The organism is Synechocystis sp. PCC 6803 substr. PCC-P (assembly GCF_000284455.1).
GTDB lineage: Bacteria > Cyanobacteriota > Cyanobacteriia > Cyanobacteriales > Microcystaceae > Synechocystis.
Genome location: NC_017039.1, coordinates 1,648,469 through 1,669,677 on the forward strand (window position 1 = coordinate 1,648,469; position 21,209 = coordinate 1,669,677).

Here is a 21,209-nt window from a genome sequence, read left to right on the forward strand (position 1 = left end):
TTAACCTCTCAGTTTGTTAATTTCCTTTTCAAAAAGGATTTTGTCTTTTTCACATTGTAATTGCAATCGATTGTAAGTTTGTTTCGATTTATCTCCAATTTTTAATATTTCATCCAAGGCATTCATCTTTATATCTAATATTTCCAAGACTAATGAAGATTGATTATTGTTGATATTTGGCAAGCTATACGCATCTACAAGTAGCAAGAAAATTTTTACATAGATGGATGGATTCAAATAATAATTTTCATCAGAAAAATACCTATTTTCTTTCAGCAAATGCCAATATGAGTTGAGCCAAACGATGAAATACTTTTCAATTGAAAGGGAAATTAACTGTTTATCTTCCCTATATCTAAAGCTCGGTAAGTAAATAGTAGGCTCTTCATTCAAAAAATCATCAAGAAGATTTTTCCGCATAGCTCTAAGTGAGCTTAAAATGATTTGATAATCTTCCTGAATATGATTATTCATCGTTAAGATTATCTGGTGCTTTTGCTTGAGTTGATTTTTTTAGTTCTTTTTTAGCCTCACTTTTTAAGATTCCAATTGTATCAATTACTTGATTGGCTGCTAATTCAGAACTAACATCAAGGCTTTTCGTATAGCTTTTAACTAACTCTTGAATCCAAGCTGATGCAATGTCGGCATCAACTCCAGAATTTTTTAGAGTTTCACAAACTTCTCGTAGTCCATAGGTGAAAAACTGCGAACGCTCACGTCGTAAATCTTCTTGAATAGAATTAGCAAATTTTATTTCGTCTTTATGTTGCTGTAAAAGTTCAAGATAATGTTTTTCATATTCATACAAAATGGATAGTCTATTATCGTTTTCAATTTCCGTAATTAAATTATAAATCTCCTTAAGTAATATTTGTTTCTTGTTGCTATCTAGCTCAATCTTCTCAATACAAGCGTTAAGTCTTTCTTCGATTTTTTTGATTTCCATATTTTTGCTTGATTTGTGTAAAATTACCTGGTCTGAAGTCAAATTATTGGTCACATCTACATCAGCTCGAGTCCTTTTTTGAGAATAAACTTCGTGATCTTTACTTTTTTAAGACTTTCTTTGATTTCTTGTTGTATTTTAGATAAAAAATTAATCACTGGTTCATAGTCGGACATCAGTGTAGAATTTTGAGACCTTTTCGTACAGTGATTCTAAGGTAAAAAGTAGAGTTCTAAAAACTTTGTTACTTAGAAAACTGCGTTTACGAGATTTTTTCGTCCCCCCTATATGAACTAAGTATTATAACTATTCTATGTTTATCGACTTTGGTCTCCAATTTACTGGAAGTAATTTTAACTTATTTTTACTGATCATCTTAAAGATAGTAAAAAAACTTTACAAATTAATATCTACTGTCTTCTCGGCTAGAGTCAAACCTTACACTGAGTTGGTTAGAATACATTAAGAAATATTTCACTCATTCCTGAGAAAAATTACTATGCCTCCTACTCTGCTCCTCTCCCAGGATTTACCCAGCCTCAACTACACCACCCCTGGCGATCGCCTCGATGGTAGATGGCGGGAATCTCTATCCACATTGCTGGGTTTGGGCAGGGCCGCCGGAGCGGATTTTGTTGAGTTTTTCCTCGAAAAGGTCAATTACGTCAGTTGCCTAGCGGAAGACGATGCCATTACCAGCCTCACCCCCCGACTCTCCAGTGGTTGCGGTGTCAGGGTTTATAAAGGCAAAGGCGACTGCTACGTTAGCACCAACGATATTTCTTTCAATGGTCTCCGCACTGCGCTGGAAAAGGGTTTGTCAATTTTGGGCTTAACCTTACCGGCGGGCCAATCCTTTGTACCTGAACTGAACTTGGAAATGTTGCGGGACTATGCCGGAGCCAAGGAAAAGGATCAATGGTTACACCGTTGTAGCCCCATGCAGGAAATGAGCGATATTTTGCTGGGAGCTAACCAAAAATTAGACCACTATGCTAGCCATGCCCAATCCCGACGGGCCGCCTATTTTCGCGATTGGCAGGAGGTTCTGGTAGCCGCTAGTGACGGCACCTTTGCCCGGGACATCCGCCTGACCCAATCCGTAGGATTTTCCCTTTTTTGTGCTGATGGCGAACACCGCACTTCCATCGGTAAGCGTTCTGGGGACACCAGTAATCCCGACTATCTACGCACTTGGGACGCAGAAACCTCTGCCCAGGAAGTCGCAGAATCCGCCGGGAAAATGCTCTACGCTGACTACGTGGAATCGGGCAATTATCCCATCATTATGGCCAACCAATTCGGAGGGGTTATTTTCCACGAGGCCTGTGGTCATTTGTTGGAAACCACCCAAATTGAACATAAAACTACTCCTTTCCTCGATAAAAAAGGGGAAAAAATTGCCCATGAAAACCTCACTGCTTGGGATGAAGGGCTGACAGATAACGCCTTTGGCACCATTGATATGGACGATGAAGGCATGCCCACCCAGCGCACTTTGCTGATCGAAAATGGCATTTTGAAAAATTTCATCGCCGATCGCACCGGTTCTATTCGCACTGGCCATCCCCGCACCGGCAGTGGTCGCCGCCAAAGCTATGCCTATGCGGCCGCTTCCCGCATGCGTAACACCTACATTGCCCCCGGTAATTATTCAGTGGATGACATTTTTAATTCCGTCGAAAAGGGCATTTACTGCAAGCAAATGGGGGGCGGTAGCGTGGGAGCCACAGGGGAATTTAACTTTGCGGTTTCTGAAGCTTACCTGGTGGAAAACGGCAAGTTGACTAAACCCCTCAAGGGCGCAACGTTAATTGGCACGGCCACGGAGATTATGAATAAAATTTCCATGTCTTCCCAGGATTTGGGACTAGCGGCGGGATTCTGTGGTTCCGTCAGCGGCAGTGTCTATGTCACCGTCGGGCAACCCCACATTAAGGTTGATGGTATTACGGTGGGGGGACGTTAGTTTTCCTGGGAATTACAAAATCTCCCTAATTCAACAATTCAACTCAAGGTACGGGCGGAAACAAACCGCTCAATGCTTGCTAGGTCCCGGTGAATTTGAATATCTTGGTAGGCTCCACTAGCTCTCAAAAGTTCAGCAACCATGGGGGCCTGGCCGGTCATGATTTCCACCAACCAAAAACCTCCGGGCTTTAAATAAGTTGGCGATCGCCGAATGAGTTGCTCCACTGCTTGCAGGCCATCGGGGCCGCCATCTAGGGCTAAAAGGGGTTCGTGCTTAATCACTTCCGGTTGTAACTGGGCCAATTCCCGTTGGGGAATGTAAGGCGGATTAGACACCATGCCCTGGACCTGGCCCTTCAGATGCTCTAGGGGTTCCCACCAATAACCTTGATGAAATTGAATCCGATCGCCAAACTGATTCAACTGGGCATTTTCTCTGGCGATCGCCAAAGCAGAGCCGCTGCAATCCACGGCATGGACTAGGGCCTGGGGAAACGTGGCGGCTAAACCTAGGGCAATGGCTCCACTCCCCGTACCCAAATCCACCCAATGGTCAGCGCAGTTAGACGGAGATAAGGCAGAATGCTCATGTTGCACTATGTCGATTATTAACTCCGTTTCCGGCCGGGGAATTAGTACATCATCAGTGACTTTAATCACAAAATCACGCCACTGGGTTTGCCCCAACAGGTATTGCACTGGATATTTTTCCTCGACTCTTCTGCGCCAGCCCCGTTGAATATTTTCCCAAGTTTCTTGCAAAGCAATCTCTCGATGGGCAAAATCCTGCAACCGTAGGGTTAACCGGTCTAAATCCGTCCATCCCTGCAATAACCAGTTCAATTCCCCTGTTTCAATGCCATGGGCGATCGCCATTTGTCGGGCTGTGGCATACCAACGGGCAAATTCTTCACCGGAGACAAAGCCCTTATTCATTGTGTTTACGGGGGTTTACGGTTGATGGTGGCATACATGGCATGGGCAAACTTTGGCGCTTTTACTGCGGATGGGGATTAATTAATTCTTTTCGCTCTCCGAAAGGTGGAAGTAGAATACAGTGGAGTGTCCCCTGGAACGCCAAGCAAACGGTTATTCCTCCCCCGGTCCTGCGCCATGTCTGCTAGTCCCCGCCTCCACATTCTCCTCATTGAAGACAACCTGGCTGAAGCTCGCCTCCTGCAGGAAATTCTCAAAGGCTCCCCCAAGGAAAATTTTGCATTCAACCATGTGCAAAGGTTGGGGGATGCTTTAACGGTTTTGGCACAGGGGGAAAAGTTTGACATTATTTTGTTGGACTTAACCCTACCGGACAGCCAAGGTCTAAATTCCTTGCCGAAACTGCAAAGCCATCCTCAAAATTTACCCATCATTGTCCTCACCCATTACCAAGACGAAGAATTGGCCTTAGAAGCGGTCCGTCAAGGGGCCCAGGACTATTTGGTCAAGCGGGACGTGAGCTTGGATATTCTCCTACGTTCGCTCCATTATGCCATTCAACGCCATTGCCTCGCGCGGGAATTGGCGGCGGAAAACCAGATCCTGAGTGCCAGCATTAAACGCCAGGAAAGGGAATTGTCCGAGGCGAAGGCAGCCAATAAGCTCAAGTCAGAGTTTGTTTCCATGCTTTCCCATGATTTCCGCAATCCCCTCAATACCATTCTTTTGTCGGCGGGCTTGTTGGAAGAAAGTGGCGATCGCCTGAGTAAAGGGCAACAACATAATTATTTCAACATGATCCGCACCGCTATTAAGGATCTAGATGAATTATTGTCGGAGGTATTACTGCTGGGAAAAACGGAAAATGGCCAGCTCAGTTGTCAATTTGAATCCCTGGATTTACTTTACTTTTGCCAGGATTTAATGCGTTTGGTGAACAATGCCCAGCGCCAACCAAGGCCGATTCATTTCCACACCCAAGGCAATCTGCAACAGGGAGTTTGGGATGCCCATTTATTGCGCCACATTATTTGTAATCTCCTCAGCAATGCGATCAAGTATTCTCCTTCTCCCACCCCCATTTTGTTCGATGTAATTGCCGAAGGTAAAACCATGATCTTCCGGGTCACGGACCAGGGCATCGGCATTCCTCCCCAGGCCATGGCGGAATTATTTAATCCCTTTTTCCGAGCGGACAATGTGGAGGGGGTAACGGGTACTGGTTTAGGACTGGCGATCGTACAGCGTTGTGCCAATATCCATGGGGGAGAAGTGACAGTGGAAAGCAAGGAAGGGGAAGGGTCCTGTTTTGCTGTGCGTTTACCGATTCTGGAAATTGCCGACAATGGCGATCGGTTCAGCCCCTGAGAGTATGCTGGTCAAGCTCCAATCTGCCCCTACATCCCCCAACACTAGAGGCTTGTGAATACGCTCTAGGGAACGGGGAAAATTTTATCAATGGTGGCTGAATAAGATGGGACAAAGGATGGATAGGAGTGGACTAAGGTGGAGGAAATTCTATTTTTTTCCATGTTTAGAAGGGAAGTGGAAACGCTGAAACCCTTGATTTTACAGGTTTTTTGGGACTGACATGCCCTGGAGATTTCCCTATGCTGTAGTTATTGAAAGCAAAGGAACACCTCACCATGTTTGCCTCCACCAACTACACCTCCACCGCCATCCGCAACTACACCATCGCCGCCGTCACCGTTTTAACCTTGAGCATGGGTATGGGTGAATTGTTCAATAATCCTAACCGCATTGCTACCCAAAACACCATTGACAATTACAGTTCCTACATTGGCGCTGGTTTAGTTAGCTATGCCCAGTCTTCCCTGAAATAAACTAAGGTTGCTGGTCTTTTATCCCCATTACTCCATAGCCCGCTAAGGCTTGCAGTAGTAAGACCCATTGGTCAATCATCGCTAAAAGTAAAAGCAGAAAATATTTAGTTCAAAGAAGCAAAGTTGGCGCAAGGAAATCAGCAACAGCTTAATCAGCGCCGTCAACCCACTGTTGCATTGCCTTACTGAAATCCGCTAACTGCTGATAGTGCCCCAATAGACGCTGTTGATAATGGTGCTGTCGTTGAGGGGAGCGGGCCGATCGCCAGAAGATTAATTCCGTCGAGAGCAGGCGTAGGGTTCTTTGCAATTCCGTTTGTATGGATGACCATGGTTGCGGTCCTTGGCAAGGCCAGTCTTCCATTGTGACGCTAAGGAAATGATGCTGAATGAAATCCCCCAGTTCGTCAACCTGTTTGGCCACCGTCGCCCCCTCAGCCCCAGGATCGGCCATGGTGCACTGACATTGATCCAACAATTGCTGAAATTCCCTAAGGCGATCGGGTAAATCGAGTGGTAGCGTAGACGACATTGCTCCGATGAATTTGACGGGGGTTGGGCGAATCAAGGTTAAAATAATGTTAAGGCTTGCTGATTATTAACTCAAACTTGTCGACCCTGTGTGGTCCAACTCCCTGGGAAATCTCCTGGGGAGAGTATCGCTTTTACCTGTCCCTAGTAAAAGGAGCAAAAATCATTAATAACCATTAACATTAATTAACATTAATCCCAAAAACCTGCACCGATACAGAAATGTCTGCTACAAGATAAATACGGGATTTTGACAAGCTAATAGCTGATACTATTTTTCCCCCGTTAATTGGCAATTATCGGCTTTTTTGGTCGTTTTTTCTGTTTTATAACTAGTTAGTGCAAACTACCCTAACACCCTCCCCAAAACTATGAATGCCGTCGCCGCTCTGCCCACCCCCACCATTCACACCACCTGTGCCCAAGACATTCACGATATTGAATTGCCCCAGTGGTTAGAGGATTGTTTACAGCAGTGGCAGAGGGAGATAGAACAGGGCCAGGACGAAACAACGGCGCCCCATTGTCTAATTTGTCGAGCGTTCTGTTTTGCCTACGATCTCCATGCCCAACAGCGGCGGAAATCCGGGGAACCCTACATTGCCCATCCGGTGGCGGTGGCGGGGCTACTGCGGGATTTGGGGGGAGATGAGGCAATGATTGCGGCGGGTTTTTTGCATGATGTGGTGGAAGATACGGACATTAGCATTGAACAAATTGAAGCTTTGTTTGGGGAAGAAACGGCCAGTTTGGTGGAAGGGGTAACTAAACTCTCTAAATTTAATTTTTCTAGTACAACAGAGCATCAAGCAGAAAATTTCCGGCGTATGTTTTTGGCCATGGCCAAGGATATTCGGGTGATTGTGGTCAAGCTAGCCGATCGCCTGCACAATATGCGGACCTTAGATGCGTTAAGTCCAGAAAAACAACGGCGCATTGCTAGGGAAACCAAGGATATTTTTGCGCCTTTAGCCAACCGTTTGGGCATTTGGCGCTTTAAGTGGGAATTGGAAGATCTTTCCTTTAAGTATCTAGAACCCGATTCCTATCGCAAAATTCAGTCCCTGGTAGTAGAAAAAAGAGGTGATCGAGAATCCCGTCTGGAAACTGTCAAGGATATGTTGCGCTTCCGCCTGCGGGATGAGGGCATTGAACATTTTGAACTCCAAGGGCGCCCCAAACATCTCTACGGCATTTATTACAAAATGACCAGCCAGGATAAGGCCTTTGAAGAAATTTATGACATTGCCGCCCTACGCATCATCGTGGAAAGCAAGGGGGAATGTTACCGAGCTCTGTCGGTGGTTCATGACGTCTTTAAACCCATTCCAGGGCGCTTTAAGGATTACATCGGTTTGCCCAAACCCAACCGTTACCAATCCCTCCACACCACAGTTTTAGGACTAACTAGCCGACCCCTGGAAATCCAAATTCGCACCGAGGAAATGCACCATGTGGCGGAGTATGGTATTGCCGCCCATTGGAAATACAAGGAAAGTGGTGGCTCCGAAAATGCAACCCTCACCTCCACCGACGAAAAATTTACTTGGTTGCGGCAACTGCTGGACTGGCAGAGCGACCTCAAGGATGCCCAGGAATATGTGGAAAACCTTAAACAAAATCTCTTTGATGATGACGTTTACGTTTTCACCCCCAAGGGCGAGGTGATTTCCCTGGCCCGGGGGGCCACACCGGTGGATTTTGCTTACCGCATCCACACGGAAGTGGGCCACCATATGAAAGGGGCCCGGGTGAATGGCCAATGGTTGGGGGTGGATACCAGGCTGAAAAATGGCGACATTGTGGAAATTGTCACCCAAAAGAATTCCCACCCTAGTTTGGATTGGCTCAATTTTGTTGTTACCCCCAGTGCCCGCCACCGCATCCGTCAATGGTTTAAGCGTTCCCGCCGGGATGAGAATATTCTCCGGGGTCGAGAATTGTTAGAGAAAGAATTGGGCAAAACCGGTTTGGAAGCCCTGCTGAAATCAGAACCGATGCAAAAAACGGCAGAGCGATGTAACTACCAAAATGTGGAAGATTTGTTGGCTGGTTTGGGCTACGGCGAAATTACCTCCAATTCTGTGGTCAACCGTCTGCGGGAAAATAATGTCAACAACGTTAAAAATAGCCAGTCTAGCCAGGAAGTTACCCTAGCAAGTTCCCCCCAAGTCCATCCCCCTACTCCCCCTGCCACTGGCAAAGATAATTCGCCCATCGCCGGCATTGAGGGTTTGCTGTATCACATTGCTGGTTGTTGTCATCCGTTACCGGGGGAACCCATTATGGGGGTAGTGACCAGGGGAGCCCGGGGCATTTCCATCCATCGCCAGGGTTGCCATAACCTCGAACAAATGGACGGCGATCGCCTAATTCCGGTGCGCTGGAATCCCAACACCAATAATCACCAAACCTATCCGGTGGACATTGTCATTGAAGCCATTGACCGGGTAGGGGTGCTGAAGGATATTCTTTCTCGCCTCAGCGACAACCACATTAACGTCCGCAACGCCGATGTTAAAACCCATTTGGGACGACCCGCCATTATTAGTCTCAAAATTGATATTCACGACTATCAACAGCTATTGGGCATCATGGCCAAAATTAAAAATATGAGTGATGTGATGGACCTGCGTCGGGTAATTTCTGGTTAGTTTGGAGGCCCAGCCGATCACCATCCCCCACTAGAGGATATCCGCAAATCCTAACATTGGGGGATTGAAAACTTAGCCTGGGGAATTATGGGCATTGCGTCTATGGCCTGCCTAAAAATAAAAAAATCCCCCGAAATATGGGAGATTGAAGGGGTTTTAGGTAAAAAATGAATCCGTAAACGGTTTTAGGTACCGGAAGCCCAGGAATTGATGTATTCCACCTGTTCGGGGGTCAAGCTGTCAATGGCAATGCCCATGGCTTGGAGTTTCAAGCGGGCAATTTCTTGGTCCACTTCCACCGGAATGGAGTGCATGCCAGGTTCTAGTTGACCTTTATTTTTGACCAAATGCTCACAGGCTAGGGCCTGGTTGGCAAAGCTCATATCCATCACCGCACTGGGATGACCTTCGGCGGCGGCCAGGTTAACTAAACGACCTTCGCCAATCACAATAATGGACTTGCCATTGGGGAGAATGTATTGCTCGGTGAAGTTCCGAACTTCCTTAACTTCCTTGGCTTGTTCCTTGAGGGATTTGAGGTCAATTTCAATGTCGAAGTGACCGGAGTTACAAACAATCGCCCCATCTTTCATAACGGCAAAATGCTCAGGACGAATAACGTGTTTGTTGCCGGTGACGGTGATGAAGATGTCTCCCTGGTGGGCAGCTTCGGCCATGGGCATGACCCGGAAACCATCCATGGCGGCTTCAATCGCCGGTACGGGACTAATTTCGGTGACAATTACGTCAGCCCCCATGCCTTTGGCCCGCATGGCGACTCCTTTACCACACCAGCCATAGCCAGCCACCACAATGGTTTTACCGGCCAGGAGAATATTGGTGGCCCGGATGATACCGTCCAGGGTGGATTGGCCGGTGCCATAGCGGTTGTCATAAAAATGCTTGGTGTCCGCATCGTTAACGTTCATGGCGGGGAAGGTGAGTACCCCATCGTTGAACATGGCCCGCAGACGCACAATACCAGTGGTGGTTTCTTCGGTGGTGCCAATGATGTCACTGAGTTGGTGTTGCCGTTCCTGTACCAGGGTGGCTACCACGTCGCTACCGTCGTCAATGATGATGTTGGGGCGGTGATCCAGCGCAATCTGCACATGGCGGTGATAGGTTTCATTATCCTCCCCTTTGATGGCGTAAACGGGAATGCCGTAGTCGGCTACCAAACAGGCGGCCACGTCGTCTTGGGTGGACAGGGGGTTACTGGCAATGAGCAAAGAATCAGCGCCACCAGCATGCAAGGCGATCGCCAAGTTAGCGGTTTCGGTGGTAACGTGACAGCAGGCCACCAAGCGGATACCGGCGAAGGGTTTTTCCTGGGCAAAGCGTTCCCGGATTTGTTTTAACACGGGCATTTCCCGGGCCGCCCATTCGATGCGCTGACGACCTTGGGGAGCGAGGCTAATATCTTTAATATCGTATTTCTGTTTAACGGGCGTTGCTACCATACGGGGTAATTCCTAAGAACTTTGCTTGAATGTGATATAACTTAACATTTTATCGGTCTGGAATGGCGATCGCCCCTTTGTCCATTGACAGACGGTTAGCGCAGGTAGGCAAAGCTCTAATCTGATCCTAAATTTTCCTACCAAAGCTCTGGCAACCCTGCAGAACTTTAAACCTATCCCCCTAGGCTTGGGGCCAGGGGACTTTTCAAGCAACTCCTTGGGGCACTATTTGGAAATGTGATAATGGGAGTTATAATTCGCCTCTCGGAGAAAAGTTGAAATGCACTCATTGTCATCACTGGAATTTCCTGAGCTTAAAAGTGTTATTGCCCAATGTAATCTTGAAGAAAAACTTGAATTATTAGAACTTTTGGAAAAGGATACTTTTGGCACCAGATTTAACAAATTTTTAAATTCTGTCAAAACTGACGAATTAACCTTAGAAGACATTACACAAGAAGTTGAATCGGTCCGGCAAGCTAATTATCATGAACAATGAAGTTATCCGGGTTGTAATTGATACGAATATCTGGATCAGTTTTCTAATTGGAAAAACTCTTCAAGGTTTAAATCAAGCCATCATTGATAACCAAGTGGTCATTTTATTCAGTGACACTTTGTTTACTGAGCTGATGGAAGTATTACACCATCCTAAATTCAAAAAGTACTTTTCCGGAACAGCCATCCAAAATTTAATCGCACTGTTAAACGAAAAAGTTGAATTGGTTGAAGTGAATCTTCATTTTGACAGTTATCGAGACAAAAAAGATAATTTCTTGCTGGATTTGGCAGTCTCAGGCAATGCAAATTATTTGGTGACGGGAGATAGTGACCTATTGACATTAAACCCATTTGACAATGTAGAAATTATCTCCTATCAACATTTTCAAGCTATTATTTTAGCCATGATGGATAATCAGTAATTATTAATCGATGGATTAATATTTAAATTAAATATCATTCACAGCGGTGATTTTTACCTCCGTTTCTAGTTCCGATTGCACCGTCAAACCTGTTTCCAGGAAAGTTTTCACCGGTGCCACTTCTCCCCCCACCGGACTGCAATAGGCGGGAATGGCACTGGCCACCAACGCAATATGGCGATCGCCAACCGCCAAACCATGGGTAGGGTCATAGCCCCGCCAACCAGCTCCAGGCAAGTACACTTCCGCCCAGGCATGGAGTTCCCATTGACTAATCTCCGGATCTCCCACTTCGTAACCACTGACAAACCGGGCGGCTAAACCCATGGCGCGACAGACTTCCATAAATAGCACTGTTAGATCTCGACAGGAGCCTTCTCGACTGCGCCAAGTCACCCCCGCTTCCCAGGGCTCCCCGATAGCCCGCACTGTATAGGTACAATGTTCGTAGAGTTTTTGGGTCAAATTTTGTAAAAAGGCGATCGGTTGTCGCTGGCAATCATGGGCAATGTCCTGGGCTAGTTCCACGGCCACCGGATCAAGACGACCTTCGTAGGGCACCAAGTAACCCCTCAATTGTTGAGCCAGGGATTGGGGATAGTCAAATGGTAGTTTTAATGCCCACGGTTCTAGCAAAAAGTTGAAGGGATTTTCCATGGTGGTTTGCACAAAGGATTCCACGGCGATCGCCAGCTTTTCTGTGGGGTCAGTGAACCATACTTTTTGTTCGCCATTGCCATCGAGGGTGGTGATTTCCGCTAAACCGGCAGGGAGGGGATCAATGGTTAGATTATAGGTCAGCAGATTTTGCCAACCATTACTGCGGGGTCGCAATCGTAAACGGTGAGGACGTAAATAAACGGGCTGATTAAAGCGATATTCAGTGTGATGTTCAATGCGATAGGTTGCCATAAAATCAGAAAATCTAGAGTTGATTATTGGAGGATATGCCGACAAAAATTTTAAGAATTCTTAAATACTTTCAGGCTGTTTAGACTATGACGATGATTTTATTCTGAGAGCCAATCAAAAACTAAGCCAAAATTAATTTGTAGACTGGAAGCAAAGGTTGGCACGGGTAAAATTTGCTCCGCTTGGTCAAAAATATTCGGCTGTTTTCCTGAAATATAGGTAAAAATAATTTGCTCAGCAGGATCAATTAACCAACCCATTTCGCTACCATGGTTTAAACAGTGGAGAATATTTCTAATTACCCTAGTTTGGCTTTGATCTGGAGAAAGAATTTCAATGGCCCAGTTAGGTGCAAGGGGAAAAAAGTTGGCAATTTTACCGTCATCATCCCTGGGAATATTGGACCAAGCAAAAACAGACAAATCCGGCACAATGGAGCGACCACCAAAAGTACAGCGCAATTCGGGAAACGCCCTAGCAATTTTTCGGTTTTTCAGGGATGAATTGATGACTGCAACCAATTCTCCTTGAATGACACTATGTTTTCCTTGGGGCATAGGTTTTTGAATAACTTGTCCTTCAACATATTCCTGTGCCGGTTTAGTTTCTGGCAAATCAAGAAAATCTTTTAAGCTAATCGATGGGGGTGCAATTTGCAGCATATTAATTCTGTAGTCATGGGTTAAGCAATTAAAGACTGATAAACTTCTAGGGTTTTACGGGCAGTGTTTTCCCAGGAAAAATCCTTAGACCTAGTTAAACTTTTTTGCCTTAAGTGATCCCGCCAATCCGTATCACTAACAATTTTTTCCAATGCTAACGCTAGAGCCTGGGTATCTTGGGGATCTACTAATACACCACTGTCTCCCATCACTTCTGGCAAAGATCCAGCCCCAGCAGTAATTATCGGTAAACCAAAGTTCATTGCCTCCACCACTGGCAAGCCAAAACCTTCATAAAAAGAAGGATAAACAAAAGCTGTCGCCCGTTGGTAAAATTCCCCTAGCCACTGGTTGGGCACATAGGCCAAACGATGAATCTGATCTTGATAGGCAGAATTGGCGATCGCCGTGAGAATGGGTTCATATTTCCAGCCCAATTGACCGATGAGCACTAACTGGTGGTGGGCCTTAGTGACTTGTTTGAATAAATTAAAGGCTTCGATCAAGCCAACCACATTTTTTCGGGGTTCCAGAGTGCTGACAAAAAGAAAATAGGGCACTGCAAAATTGTAGGGAATGGTGGCTAACAATGACTCATTTATGAATTTATTTTTTGGAGAACTTGGCTCTGTGGATAACTGTGAACCCCGGTAACGACTAGCTTGGGGAGTAACAAAAATTCGTTCTAGGGGAAACTGGTAATATTCGTTAATTTCCCGTTTTGTACTCTCTGCAAAGGTTAAAATTCCCTGGGCAAAGGGCAAACAACGCAAAATTCTTTGGTGGTAACGTTGCACAATGGGCGGAACGAATTCGGGAAATTTGAGAAAAGTTAGATCGTGAATTGTTAATAAATTGATGGCTTTTTGGCTAGGAAAAATATAATGGTCAATGCCATGGATAAGATCCGGTTTGTCTAGACGCTTCTCCAATAAATTCAAAATGGGATTGGGAAAATTAACTAGGCGATCGCTCAGGGTAACTGGCAACGGCAAACAAGTACAATCGGTGAATTCGGCCAGATGATGTTTTTTTTGCCAATTTCCTTGGCACCAATCTTTTAAGCCAGGTTGATAATAAATTTGTAGAGAAAATTGCCCTTGAAATTGTTGGCTATGTTGTAGTTCATTAAGGGCTCGCAGCAGACTGAGATTATAAAAACCGATACCACTCAATTGGCCCCGTATTGCTGTAGCATCCACACAAACTTTTAGCATCACCAATTAATTTTGCTCACTGTTGATCAATACTTAGCAAATGTCAAAATTTTAAGCACAATCTTTTTCCAGGGGGAGGGTAAAGTAAATCTCTGCCCCCCTACTAACCGCAGTATTGAGACCAATTTGGCCACCGTGGGCCTCGACAATGAGCTTGCAAACGTATAGTCCTAAGCCCAGCCCAAGGGGATTGTTCTCCCGATCGCCGCGCTGATAACGTTCAAAAACTCGGTCAGCGATGGCCAGATCCACACCCACCCCATTATCTTTGACCCGACAGGTTAGGGTTTGGTCTATGGCGGTAACCGTAATGGTAATGCTCAACGGTTGGGGCCGGGGTAAAGGATTGTATTTCAGGCTATTGGCCAATAAATTTTCCAGCACCCGCCAAATAAAGTTGGCATCTCCCATGATTGCGGGTAAATTTTCCCCCAGATTTAAATTAAGAGTTACTTCCTGCTCCCCCAACCCCAACGACCATTCCTCCGCAAAATCCCTCACTAGGGTGCCCAGATCAAGGCGTCGCAACACTAAGGGAACCCCCTGTTGTTCCCAATGCTGGCTTTCCACCAGGGAATTGATCAAGGCTAATTGACGTTCACAACTGCGGGCCATCTGCTCTAGGGTTTGGCGGGGCAGGGAAAGTTCCGTTTGATCTGGATCGGCCCGTTTAAGGCAGTTATTGAGCACCATAGATAACCCCAACACAGGATTACGGAGATCGTGGGACACCACCCGTAGGGAAACCTCCAGGGATTGTTCCGCCCGCTTCCGTTCTTGGATTTCTGCTCGTAGTTGATGTTTTTGTTGTTGTAGTAGCAGTTGGTGTTCAATGCGGGCCAGCACTTCTTCCATTTGAAATGGCTTAGTGATGTAATCCGCTCCCCCCAGGTTAAAGGCTTTGACTTTATCAAGCACATTATCCAGGGCACTGATAAAGATAATTGGAATTTCTTGGGTGTGGGGATTGGACTTTAGCCGGGCACACATTTCATAGCCGTTCATGGTGGGCATGTTAACGTCTAGCAAAATCAAGTCCGGCGGGGACTGCTCAATACTTTTGAGGGCAAAATTAGCATTCAATGCTTTACGGATTCGGTAACCATGGGCGGACAAAAGGTTGGCCAGCAAACGTACATTGTCCGGGGTGTCATCGACGATAAAAAGGGTTTTACAGTCCGGGCCCATGGCGATCGCCTGCGGGAATTGGTGGAGGGGGAAGAAAAGTTGAGTAAAAGTAGAAGTTGAACTGAATTTTCAACACCTGTTAGTACAGTTGGGAGCAATTAATTGGGTTACCCCGCTAGGGTCACCGCCCCAAAACTGGATTCAACCACTAGGAAAATCTGCTCAAAACGATATTCCCTGGCCCAGGTGGCCAATAGATGAGCTAAGGATGGGGACAAGGTCGGCAGGGACTCAACCAAGGTAATCAGGTCATCGTCATTGCATTCTAAAGCCATTTTTGCCATCTTTTGTCGCCAGGACTGGGGAGTTTTAGCCAATTGTTCTGATAGGGACGGAGCCGTTATCACAGGAAATGGCCGGAGAGGGGAAGCCGGTGGTTGCCCCTGGGAAGGTAAAGCCACGGCCAGGTGTTTAGCCAGAAGGGCAATCAATTCTTCGGGGCGGAAGGGCTTACTTAAAAAGTCGTCACAGCCGGCGCTAAGAATTTCGGCCCGTTCCCCTTCAAAAGCACTGGCGGTGAGGGCAATAATGATCGTATGTTGACCTTGGGGGCTGGCTTTAATTTTTTGAGTAGTGCTCCGACCATCCAGCACTGGCATTTGCATATCCATCAAAATTACCTGGGGATGCCAACTTTCCCACAGGGCGATCGCCATTTCTCCGTTTTCCGCTTCTTGGACAACAAAGCCCAGACTAGTGAGTAATTGGCGCAGTAGTAACCGACTTTCCGGGCGATCGTCCACCACAAGAACTTTTTGATTGTACTGATCTAACGGCGGCAGGGTAACCGCTGAAGTTTCCGGGGTTGGCTTGGGGGCCGCCATCACCTGCACTGGAATGGCAAAAAAGAAAGCACTACCTTGATCGACCTTGCTCCTGACTTGAATTTGTCCCCCCATCAACTGAACAAATTTTTGGCTAATGGGCAGCCCTAAACCATTCCCCTGACAAGACTTAAGCCCCGTTTCTGTCTGGGCAAAGGGTACAAACAGTTCATCCATTTCATGGGCAGCAATGCCCGGCCCCGTATCCGACACTAAAAAATGAAGCCAGATGGATGCTCCTTGACCTTCATCAGTCTGGGGAGCGGTCAGGCATTTAACCTTGAGGGTGACACCGCCCTGGGCAGTAAACTTAATGGCATTGGCCAACAAATTAATCAACACCTGCCGCAATTTGCCCCCGTCAGTCTTAATCCATTCGGGCACCTCCGGCGATCGCTCCACTTTAAGGAGGAGTTGTTTTTCCTGAGCCCTTAGTTGGAAAAGAGCCTGGAGATTATCCAACAAACGATGGCAATCAATGATTTTTTCATTGAGGGTGGTGCGCCCTGCCTCAATTTTGGACATTTCCAAAATGTCGTTAATTAGCTCTAATAAGTGCTCACCGCTCCGGTTGATGATATCTAAGGTGGGACGGTGGGGAGCCAAACTGGGATCCCGATGCAACAGTTGACTAAAGCCAATAATGGCGTTGAGGGGAGTGCGTAATTCATGGCTAATACTGGCCAAAAATTCCGTTTTAGCCCGATTGGCCGCATCCGCCGCTTCCTTAGCTTGGGTCAGGGTTGTCTCTGCTTGGTGCCGGGCCTGGGCGATCGCCAAAAATTGTCCCACCAGTTTGGCCAAGTTCAACTCCTCCGGGTTCCAACCATAGTTGTCGTGGAGATGAACCATGCTGATGTAGCCCAACACCTGGGCATCCTTAACCATGGGCACCACTAGGATGGATTTCACCAGGTCAAATTGCAGGGAGACCTTATCCATCTCAGCTTCCGGCGGCATTTGCTCCACATCCCTCACCAAAACGCCTTCACTATCCTGCAAATTGGCCCAGAGCCAAGGATAGGTGGCCACCGGTACTCCTTGAAAAGTTGATAACCGGGGGGCAATACCCACAGCACACCATTCTTCCGCCATGTGTAAACAGTCCTTGGCTGGGTCATGGTAAATCACATGGACCCGCTGACAGCCAAACAACAGCCCCAGTTGCTCTATGGCAAAACGCACCGCTGTGGCCCAGTCCTTTTCCAGCAAAGTTCTCGCAATTGCCCGCAGACAATCTTCCCGTTCCAACTTTTGCTCCAAAACCTCCCCCCGGCGATCGCCTATCCTCCTAGGATTTGACCCATCTCACCAGTTGGGGACAGCCCCAAAGTGATACCCTTAAAGATGGCAAATTTGACCAAAACTCAACAGTAATCCTGTAGTCTAACTATAAACAAATTCCTAGACAATCAGCATGGTAGCCGTAAAAGAAGCAACTAACGTTGGCAAAATTACCCAGGTCATCGGGCCTGTAATTGACGCCCAGTTCCCCAGTGGTAAATTGCCCCGTATTTATAATGCCCTTAAAGTCCAAGGCAGAAACTCTGCTGGTAACGAAGTAGCTGTTACCTGTGAAGTGCAGCAGCTTCTCGGCGATAACCAAGTCCGAGCCGTAGCCATGAGTTCCACCGACGGTCTCGTCCGGGGCATGGACGTGGTAGACACCGGGGCCCCCATCAGCGTTCCCGTCGGCACCGGCACCCTGGGTCGTATTTTTAACGTTCTTGGTGAGCCTGTTGACAACAAAGGCCCCGTGCCCGCTGGTGAAACTTTCCCCATTCACCGTCCCGCTCCCAAATTGGTGGATTTGGAAACCAAGCCCCAAGTATTTGAAACCGGCATTAAGGTAATTGACCTGCTTACTCCCTACCGTCAGGGTGGCAAAATCGGTCTCTTCGGTGGTGCTGGTGTGGGCAAAACCGTAATCATGATGGAATTGATTAACAACATCGCCATCCAACATGGTGGTGTATCTGTATTTGGTGGCGTAGGGGAACGGACCCGGGAAGGGAATGACCTCTACAACGAAATGATCGAATCCAACGTAATCAACGCCGACAAACCGGAAGAGTCCAAAATTGCTCTGGTGTACGGTCAGATGAACGAACCCCCCGGGGCTCGGATGCGGGTAGGCTTAACCGCTTTGACCATGGCGGAATATTTCCGGGATGTGAACAAACAGGACGTATTGCTCTTCATCGACAACATTTTCCGCTTCGTCCAAGCTGGTTCGGAAGTATCGGCTCTGTTGGGCCGGATGCCCTCTGCGGTAGGTTACCAGCCCACTTTAGGTACGGACGTTGGTGATTTGCAAGAGCGTATCACCTCCACCAAGGAAGGTTCCATTACCTCCATTCAGGCTGTGTATGTACCGGCGGACGACTTGACTGACCCCGCCCCCGCCACCACCTTTGCCCACTTGGACGGTACCACCGTGCTTTCCCGTGGTTTGGCCGCTAAAGGTATTTACCCCGCCGTGGACCCCTTGGATTCCACCAGCACCATGCTTCAGCCCTCCATCGTTGGGTCAGAGCATTACGACACCGCTCGGGAAGTGCAATCCACCCTGCAACGCTACAAAGAATTGCAAGATATTATTGCCATTCTTGGCTTGGATGAATTGTCTGAGGAAGACCGTTTGACCGTAGACCGGGCTCGGAAAATTGAGCGTTTCCTTTCCCAACCCTTCTTCGTCGCCGAAGTATTTACCGGTGCCCCCGGCAAGTACGTTTCCCTGGCTGACACCATCAAAGGTTTCAAAGCGATTTTGGCTGGTGAATTGGATGATTTACCGGAGCAAGCTTTCTACCTGGTGGGAGACATTGAAGAAGCTAAGGCCAAAGGTGCCAAGCTCAAAGAGGGTTAAGTTAATAACCTGGGGTCTAGGTTAGGAAATAGTTAGGGGGAATAGCAGTGGTTTTCTAGGATGACCATTGCCTGTTATCCCCCTTCTTCCTGGCCGGCGATCGCCAGTTGTTTGTATAGAAACGCTATCAAAGGGAAATTCCTAAAAATGACGTTAACAGTACGGGTAATCACACCGGATAAGGTAGTTTGGGATGAGGAAGTGCAGGAACTCATTCTCCCCAGCACCACCGGTCAACTGGGTATCCTCAGTAACCATGCTCCCCTGCTCACCGCTTTGGAAATTGGCGTGATGCGGGTGCGCCCAGGTAAAGACTGGCAGAATATTGCCGTCATGGGGGGTTTTGCCGAGGTAGAAAATAATGAAGTTAAGGTATTGGTCAACGGCGCTGAATTAGGCACCACCATTGATGCTGAATCGGCCCGCCAAGCCTACACCGCAGCCCAGGGGGCTTTGGAAGAGGCCAACCGGGGGGAAGATAAACCCAACCAACTGAAAGCTTCTAACAATTACAAAAAAGCTCGGGCTCGCCTGCAAGCGGCCGGTGGAGCCGTCTAGTCGGGACGGTTGTCGTTGGTCAGCACCATGGCCCAACCCAGCTTGGTTAACCAAAGTCTTCCCGGTGTTAAGCACTGTTAGCATTGGGGAGGCTTTTGCCTTGGCACTAGTAACCGTTTTTGCTTCCGCCCCAGTCCCAGTGGCCCATGGGGACTAGGAATGTCCGATCGCCTTGTTTGCCCTATGAAAAAACCTTGGAAAACTTCCCCAACAGTGGCTCCTAACGCTAAGCCCTGGCAACGATTCGTCCTGGTGGCCACCTTGGTGATGGCGATCGCCGTTTTTAGCAATGTTTATTTAACTCCAGCCATTGCCAGGGATCTGGAGAACCAACCCAAAACCCATGATCAGTTGACGTTTCCCCCCCTGCCGGAGATTAACCTGCCGGAATACGAACGTTACACTCTGCCCAACGGTTTGGTGGTTTATCTAATGCCTGACCGGAGACTGCCCCTGGTGTCGGGATCGGTGGTGATGCGGGCAGGATCCCGTTGGGAACCGGCGGATCAGGTGGGGCTAGCCCAGTTGACGGGCACCACCATGCGTTTGGGGGGAACAGAACAAAACTCCCCAGCCCAACTGAATAATTTATTGGAGCAAAAGGCCGCTGCCATTGAAACTAGCATTGGCACCTCTTCCGGTTCTGCTAGTTTTTCCTCCTTGAGCAAGGACTTTGACCTAGTCTTTGACCTATTTGCCCAAGTTCTCCAAACCCCAGCCTTTGATGAAGCCCAGATTGCCCTGGCTAAAAACCAACTTCGAGGAGCCATTGCCCGGCGTAACGATGACCCTGGAGATATTGCCAGCCGGGAATTTAGTAAAATGCTTTACGGCCCCACCAGCCCCTATGCCCGCACGGTGGAGTACCAAACCTTAGCCAATATCGACCGCCAGGCCATTATTGATTTTCATCGGCGCTACGTCCGTCCAGACCAGATGATTTTAGGCATTGTGGGGGACTTTGACAGCGAAACCATCAAACAAACCATTGCGGAAAGGTTTGGTAATTGGCAAGGGTCGGGGACTGTTCCCCAGTTGACTCCCCCCAGCGCTAGCCAAGTTAACGACAGTGAAGTTTTTTTAGTTAATTTGCCCCACGTTACCCAAAGCAATGTTCTTTTGGGACAAATTGGCGGCATGGTGGACAGCCCGGATTACGCTGCCCTGTCGGTGATGAATGGGGTACTGGGGGGTTTTGCAGGCCGGTTGTTTAACAATATTCGCTCCACCCAGGGCTTGGCCTATAGCGTTTCCGGTAGTTGGCAGGCTGCCTATGATTATCCCGGTTACTTTCTGGCTGGGGGTCCTACCCGCACGGAAACCACGGTGCAATTTCTCCAATCCCTGTTACAGGAGTTTGAAAAGTTACGCATCACTGAAGTAACCGCTGAGGAATTGGCCTATGCCAAAGATTCAATTTTAAATTCCTTTGTTTTTAATTTTGAAAGGCCGGGGCAAACCCTTTCCCGTTTGATGACCTACGAGTATTACGGTTATCCAGAGGATTTTATTTTCACTTACCAACAGGCGGTGATGGACACCACAGTGGAGGATGTGCAACGGGTAGCGGCTAAGTATCTCCAGCCCGAACAGATGATTGCGGTGATTGTGGGGCAAGGCGATCGCCTAAAGGATGAATTGGAAGCCCTAGACCGGCGGGTGCAAATGTTGGAAATTGCCATTCCCGAAGCTAGTAGTTAATTGGGCC

Annotated in this window: 20 protein-coding genes; 10 read left to right on the forward strand and 10 right to left on the reverse strand. The window is 47.6% G+C overall.

The window, feature by feature from the left end; all coding sequences use genetic code 11:
- Window positions 1-474: a hypothetical protein gene (locus tag SYNPCCP_RS07790; RefSeq protein ID WP_010872696.1), complete on the reverse strand. Its 474-nt coding sequence runs from the start codon at window positions 472-474 to the stop codon at window positions 1-3.
- Window positions 467-1,003, reverse strand: a complete 537-nt coding sequence (locus SYNPCCP_RS07795) for a hypothetical protein (protein ID WP_010872697.1) — start codon at window positions 1,001-1,003, stop codon at window positions 467-469. The genes SYNPCCP_RS07790 and SYNPCCP_RS07795 overlap by 8 nt, the downstream gene beginning before the upstream one ends.
- A 445-nt stretch (window positions 1,004-1,448) precedes the next feature.
- Here SYNPCCP_RS07795 and SYNPCCP_RS07800 point away from each other — a divergent pair, with 445 nt between their 5' ends.
- Window positions 1,449-2,918: a TldD/PmbA family protein gene (locus SYNPCCP_RS07800; protein ID WP_010872698.1), complete on the forward strand. Its 1,470-nt coding sequence runs from the start codon at window positions 1,449-1,451 to the stop codon at window positions 2,916-2,918.
- Between the two features lie 38 nt (window positions 2,919-2,956).
- Here the strand turns inward: SYNPCCP_RS07800 and prmC are convergent, their stop codons facing one another.
- The gene (gene prmC, locus SYNPCCP_RS07805; RefSeq protein ID WP_010872699.1) at window positions 2,957-3,856 is read right to left on the reverse strand and encodes a peptide chain release factor N(5)-glutamine methyltransferase; all 900 of its coding nucleotides are present in this window, start codon (window positions 3,854-3,856) and stop codon (window positions 2,957-2,959) included.
- Window positions 3,857-4,033: 177 nt separating this feature from the next.
- On the opposite strand from prmC, the gene SYNPCCP_RS07810 reads away from it, so the two are divergent.
- Entirely contained in the window at window positions 4,034-5,224 is a 1,191-nt protein-coding gene (locus SYNPCCP_RS07810) for an ATP-binding protein (RefSeq protein ID WP_020861770.1), read from the forward strand.
- 278 nt (window positions 5,225-5,502) lie between these two features.
- Entirely contained in the window at window positions 5,503-5,700 is a 198-nt protein-coding gene (locus tag SYNPCCP_RS07815; RefSeq protein ID WP_010872701.1) for a hypothetical protein, read from the forward strand.
- 148 nt (window positions 5,701-5,848) lie between these two features.
- Here the strand turns inward: SYNPCCP_RS07815 and patD are convergent, their stop codons facing one another.
- Window positions 5,849-6,268, reverse strand: coding sequence for a heterocyst frequency control protein PatD (gene patD, locus SYNPCCP_RS07820; RefSeq protein ID WP_231848060.1), 420 nt, complete (start codon window positions 6,266-6,268; stop codon window positions 5,849-5,851).
- Window positions 6,269-6,602: 334 nt separating this feature from the next.
- Between patD and SYNPCCP_RS07825 the strand changes: the two genes are divergently transcribed.
- The gene (locus SYNPCCP_RS07825) at window positions 6,603-8,885 is read left to right on the forward strand and encodes a bifunctional (p)ppGpp synthetase/guanosine-3',5'-bis(diphosphate) 3'-pyrophosphohydrolase (RefSeq protein ID WP_010872703.1); all 2,283 of its coding nucleotides are present in this window, start codon (window positions 6,603-6,605) and stop codon (window positions 8,883-8,885) included.
- 185 nt (window positions 8,886-9,070) lie between these two features.
- Here the strand turns inward: SYNPCCP_RS07825 and ahcY are convergent, their stop codons facing one another.
- Window positions 9,071-10,348, reverse strand: coding sequence for an adenosylhomocysteinase (gene ahcY, locus SYNPCCP_RS07830; RefSeq protein ID WP_010872704.1), 1,278 nt, complete (start codon window positions 10,346-10,348; stop codon window positions 9,071-9,073).
- A 280-nt stretch (window positions 10,349-10,628) separates the two neighbouring features.
- Between ahcY and vap15 the strand changes: the two genes are divergently transcribed.
- Together vap15 and SYNPCCP_RS07840 are read left to right on the forward strand one after the other, a co-directional pair.
- On the forward strand, window positions 10,629-10,847 hold the full coding sequence (gene vap15 / locus SYNPCCP_RS07835; protein WP_010872705.1) for a type II toxin-antitoxin system VapB15 family antitoxin: 219 nt from the start codon (window positions 10,629-10,631) through the stop codon (window positions 10,845-10,847).
- A complete protein-coding gene (locus SYNPCCP_RS07840; protein ID WP_010872706.1) occupies window positions 10,837-11,271 on the forward strand; it encodes a putative toxin-antitoxin system toxin component, PIN family in 435 nt (144 codons plus the stop codon). The genes vap15 and SYNPCCP_RS07840 overlap by 11 nt, the downstream gene beginning before the upstream one ends.
- Window positions 11,272-11,298: 27 nt before the next feature.
- Here the strand turns inward: SYNPCCP_RS07840 and SYNPCCP_RS07845 are convergent, their stop codons facing one another.
- The 4 genes from SYNPCCP_RS07845 to SYNPCCP_RS07860 all read right to left on the reverse strand — a co-directional run bounded on the left by SYNPCCP_RS07845 (window position 11,299) and on the right by SYNPCCP_RS07860 (window position 15,193).
- The gene (locus SYNPCCP_RS07845; RefSeq protein WP_010872707.1) at window positions 11,299-12,183 is read right to left on the reverse strand and encodes a transglutaminase family protein; all 885 of its coding nucleotides are present in this window, start codon (window positions 12,181-12,183) and stop codon (window positions 11,299-11,301) included.
- 98 nt (window positions 12,184-12,281) lie between these two features.
- Window positions 12,282-12,845 (reverse strand): Uma2 family endonuclease, encoded by a 564-nt coding sequence (locus tag SYNPCCP_RS07850; protein ID WP_010872708.1) that lies wholly within the window; start codon window positions 12,843-12,845, stop codon window positions 12,282-12,284.
- A gap of 20 nt (window positions 12,846-12,865) precedes the next feature.
- Window positions 12,866-14,062, reverse strand: a complete 1,197-nt coding sequence (locus tag SYNPCCP_RS07855; RefSeq protein ID WP_041425818.1) for a glycosyltransferase family 1 protein — start codon at window positions 14,060-14,062, stop codon at window positions 12,866-12,868.
- A gap of 51 nt (window positions 14,063-14,113) precedes the next feature.
- Window positions 14,114-15,193: a hybrid sensor histidine kinase/response regulator gene (locus tag SYNPCCP_RS07860; RefSeq protein ID WP_230401109.1), complete on the reverse strand. Its 1,080-nt coding sequence runs from the start codon at window positions 15,191-15,193 to the stop codon at window positions 14,114-14,116.
- Between SYNPCCP_RS07860 and SYNPCCP_RS17610 the strand changes: the two genes are divergently transcribed.
- Window positions 15,167-15,310, forward strand: a complete 144-nt coding sequence (locus SYNPCCP_RS17610; protein ID WP_223211387.1) for a hypothetical protein — start codon at window positions 15,167-15,169, stop codon at window positions 15,308-15,310. The genes SYNPCCP_RS07860 and SYNPCCP_RS17610 overlap by 27 nt on opposite strands.
- A 47-nt stretch (window positions 15,311-15,357) precedes the next feature.
- Here the strand turns inward: SYNPCCP_RS17610 and SYNPCCP_RS07865 are convergent, their stop codons facing one another.
- A complete protein-coding gene (locus tag SYNPCCP_RS07865) occupies window positions 15,358-17,337 on the reverse strand; it encodes a response regulator (protein WP_020861772.1) in 1,980 nt (659 codons plus the stop codon).
- Window positions 17,338-17,491: 154 nt separating this feature from the next.
- Here SYNPCCP_RS07865 and atpD point away from each other — a divergent pair, with 154 nt between their 5' ends.
- The 3 genes from atpD to SYNPCCP_RS07880 all read left to right on the forward strand — a co-directional run bounded on the left by atpD (window position 17,492) and on the right by SYNPCCP_RS07880 (window position 21,202).
- Window positions 17,492-18,943: a F0F1 ATP synthase subunit beta gene (gene atpD, locus SYNPCCP_RS07870; protein ID WP_010872712.1), complete on the forward strand. Its 1,452-nt coding sequence runs from the start codon at window positions 17,492-17,494 to the stop codon at window positions 18,941-18,943.
- A gap of 147 nt (window positions 18,944-19,090) precedes the next feature.
- Window positions 19,091-19,501, forward strand: coding sequence for an ATP synthase F1 subunit epsilon (atpC, locus tag SYNPCCP_RS07875; protein WP_010872713.1), 411 nt, complete (start codon window positions 19,091-19,093; stop codon window positions 19,499-19,501).
- A 159-nt stretch (window positions 19,502-19,660) separates the two neighbouring features.
- A complete protein-coding gene (locus SYNPCCP_RS07880; RefSeq protein ID WP_010872714.1) occupies window positions 19,661-21,202 on the forward strand; it encodes a pitrilysin family protein in 1,542 nt (513 codons plus the stop codon).
- Window positions 21,203-21,209: the final 7 nt, after the last annotated feature.

What these genes read in the sequence shown, in the direction of transcription:
- SYNPCCP_RS07790 (WP_010872696.1), bottom strand. Translation starts at nt 474, where the DNA reads ATGAATAATCATATTCAGGAAGATTATCAAATCATTTTAAGCTCACTT.
- SYNPCCP_RS07800 (WP_010872698.1), top strand. Translation starts at nt 1,449, where the DNA reads ATGCCTCCTACTCTGCTCCTCTCCCAGGATTTACCCAGCCTCAACTAC.
- prmC (WP_010872699.1), bottom strand. Translation starts at nt 3,856, where the DNA reads ATGAATAAGGGCTTTGTCTCCGGTGAAGAATTTGCCCGTTGGTATGCC.
- SYNPCCP_RS07810 (WP_020861770.1), top strand. Translation starts at nt 4,034, where the DNA reads ATGTCTGCTAGTCCCCGCCTCCACATTCTCCTCATTGAAGACAACCTG.
- SYNPCCP_RS07815 (WP_010872701.1), top strand. Translation starts at nt 5,503, where the DNA reads ATGTTTGCCTCCACCAACTACACCTCCACCGCCATCCGCAACTACACC.
- SYNPCCP_RS07825 (WP_010872703.1), top strand. Translation starts at nt 6,603, where the DNA reads ATGAATGCCGTCGCCGCTCTGCCCACCCCCACCATTCACACCACCTGT.
- ahcY (WP_010872704.1), bottom strand. Translation starts at nt 10,348, where the DNA reads ATGGTAGCAACGCCCGTTAAACAGAAATACGATATTAAAGATATTAGC.
- vap15 (WP_010872705.1), top strand. Translation starts at nt 10,629, where the DNA reads ATGCACTCATTGTCATCACTGGAATTTCCTGAGCTTAAAAGTGTTATT.
- SYNPCCP_RS07840 (WP_010872706.1), top strand. Translation starts at nt 10,837, where the DNA reads ATGAACAATGAAGTTATCCGGGTTGTAATTGATACGAATATCTGGATC.
- SYNPCCP_RS07845 (WP_010872707.1), bottom strand. Translation starts at nt 12,183, where the DNA reads ATGGCAACCTATCGCATTGAACATCACACTGAATATCGCTTTAATCAG.
- SYNPCCP_RS07850 (WP_010872708.1), bottom strand. Translation starts at nt 12,845, where the DNA reads ATGCTGCAAATTGCACCCCCATCGATTAGCTTAAAAGATTTTCTTGAT.
- SYNPCCP_RS07855 (WP_041425818.1), bottom strand. Translation starts at nt 14,062, where the DNA reads ATGCTAAAAGTTTGTGTGGATGCTACAGCAATACGGGGCCAATTGAGT.
- SYNPCCP_RS17610 (WP_223211387.1), top strand. Translation starts at nt 15,167, where the DNA reads ATGGGCGGACAAAAGGTTGGCCAGCAAACGTACATTGTCCGGGGTGTC.
- atpD (WP_010872712.1), top strand. Translation starts at nt 17,492, where the DNA reads ATGGTAGCCGTAAAAGAAGCAACTAACGTTGGCAAAATTACCCAGGTC.
- atpC (WP_010872713.1), top strand. Translation starts at nt 19,091, where the DNA reads ATGACGTTAACAGTACGGGTAATCACACCGGATAAGGTAGTTTGGGAT.
- SYNPCCP_RS07880 (WP_010872714.1), top strand. Translation starts at nt 19,661, where the DNA reads ATGTCCGATCGCCTTGTTTGCCCTATGAAAAAACCTTGGAAAACTTCC.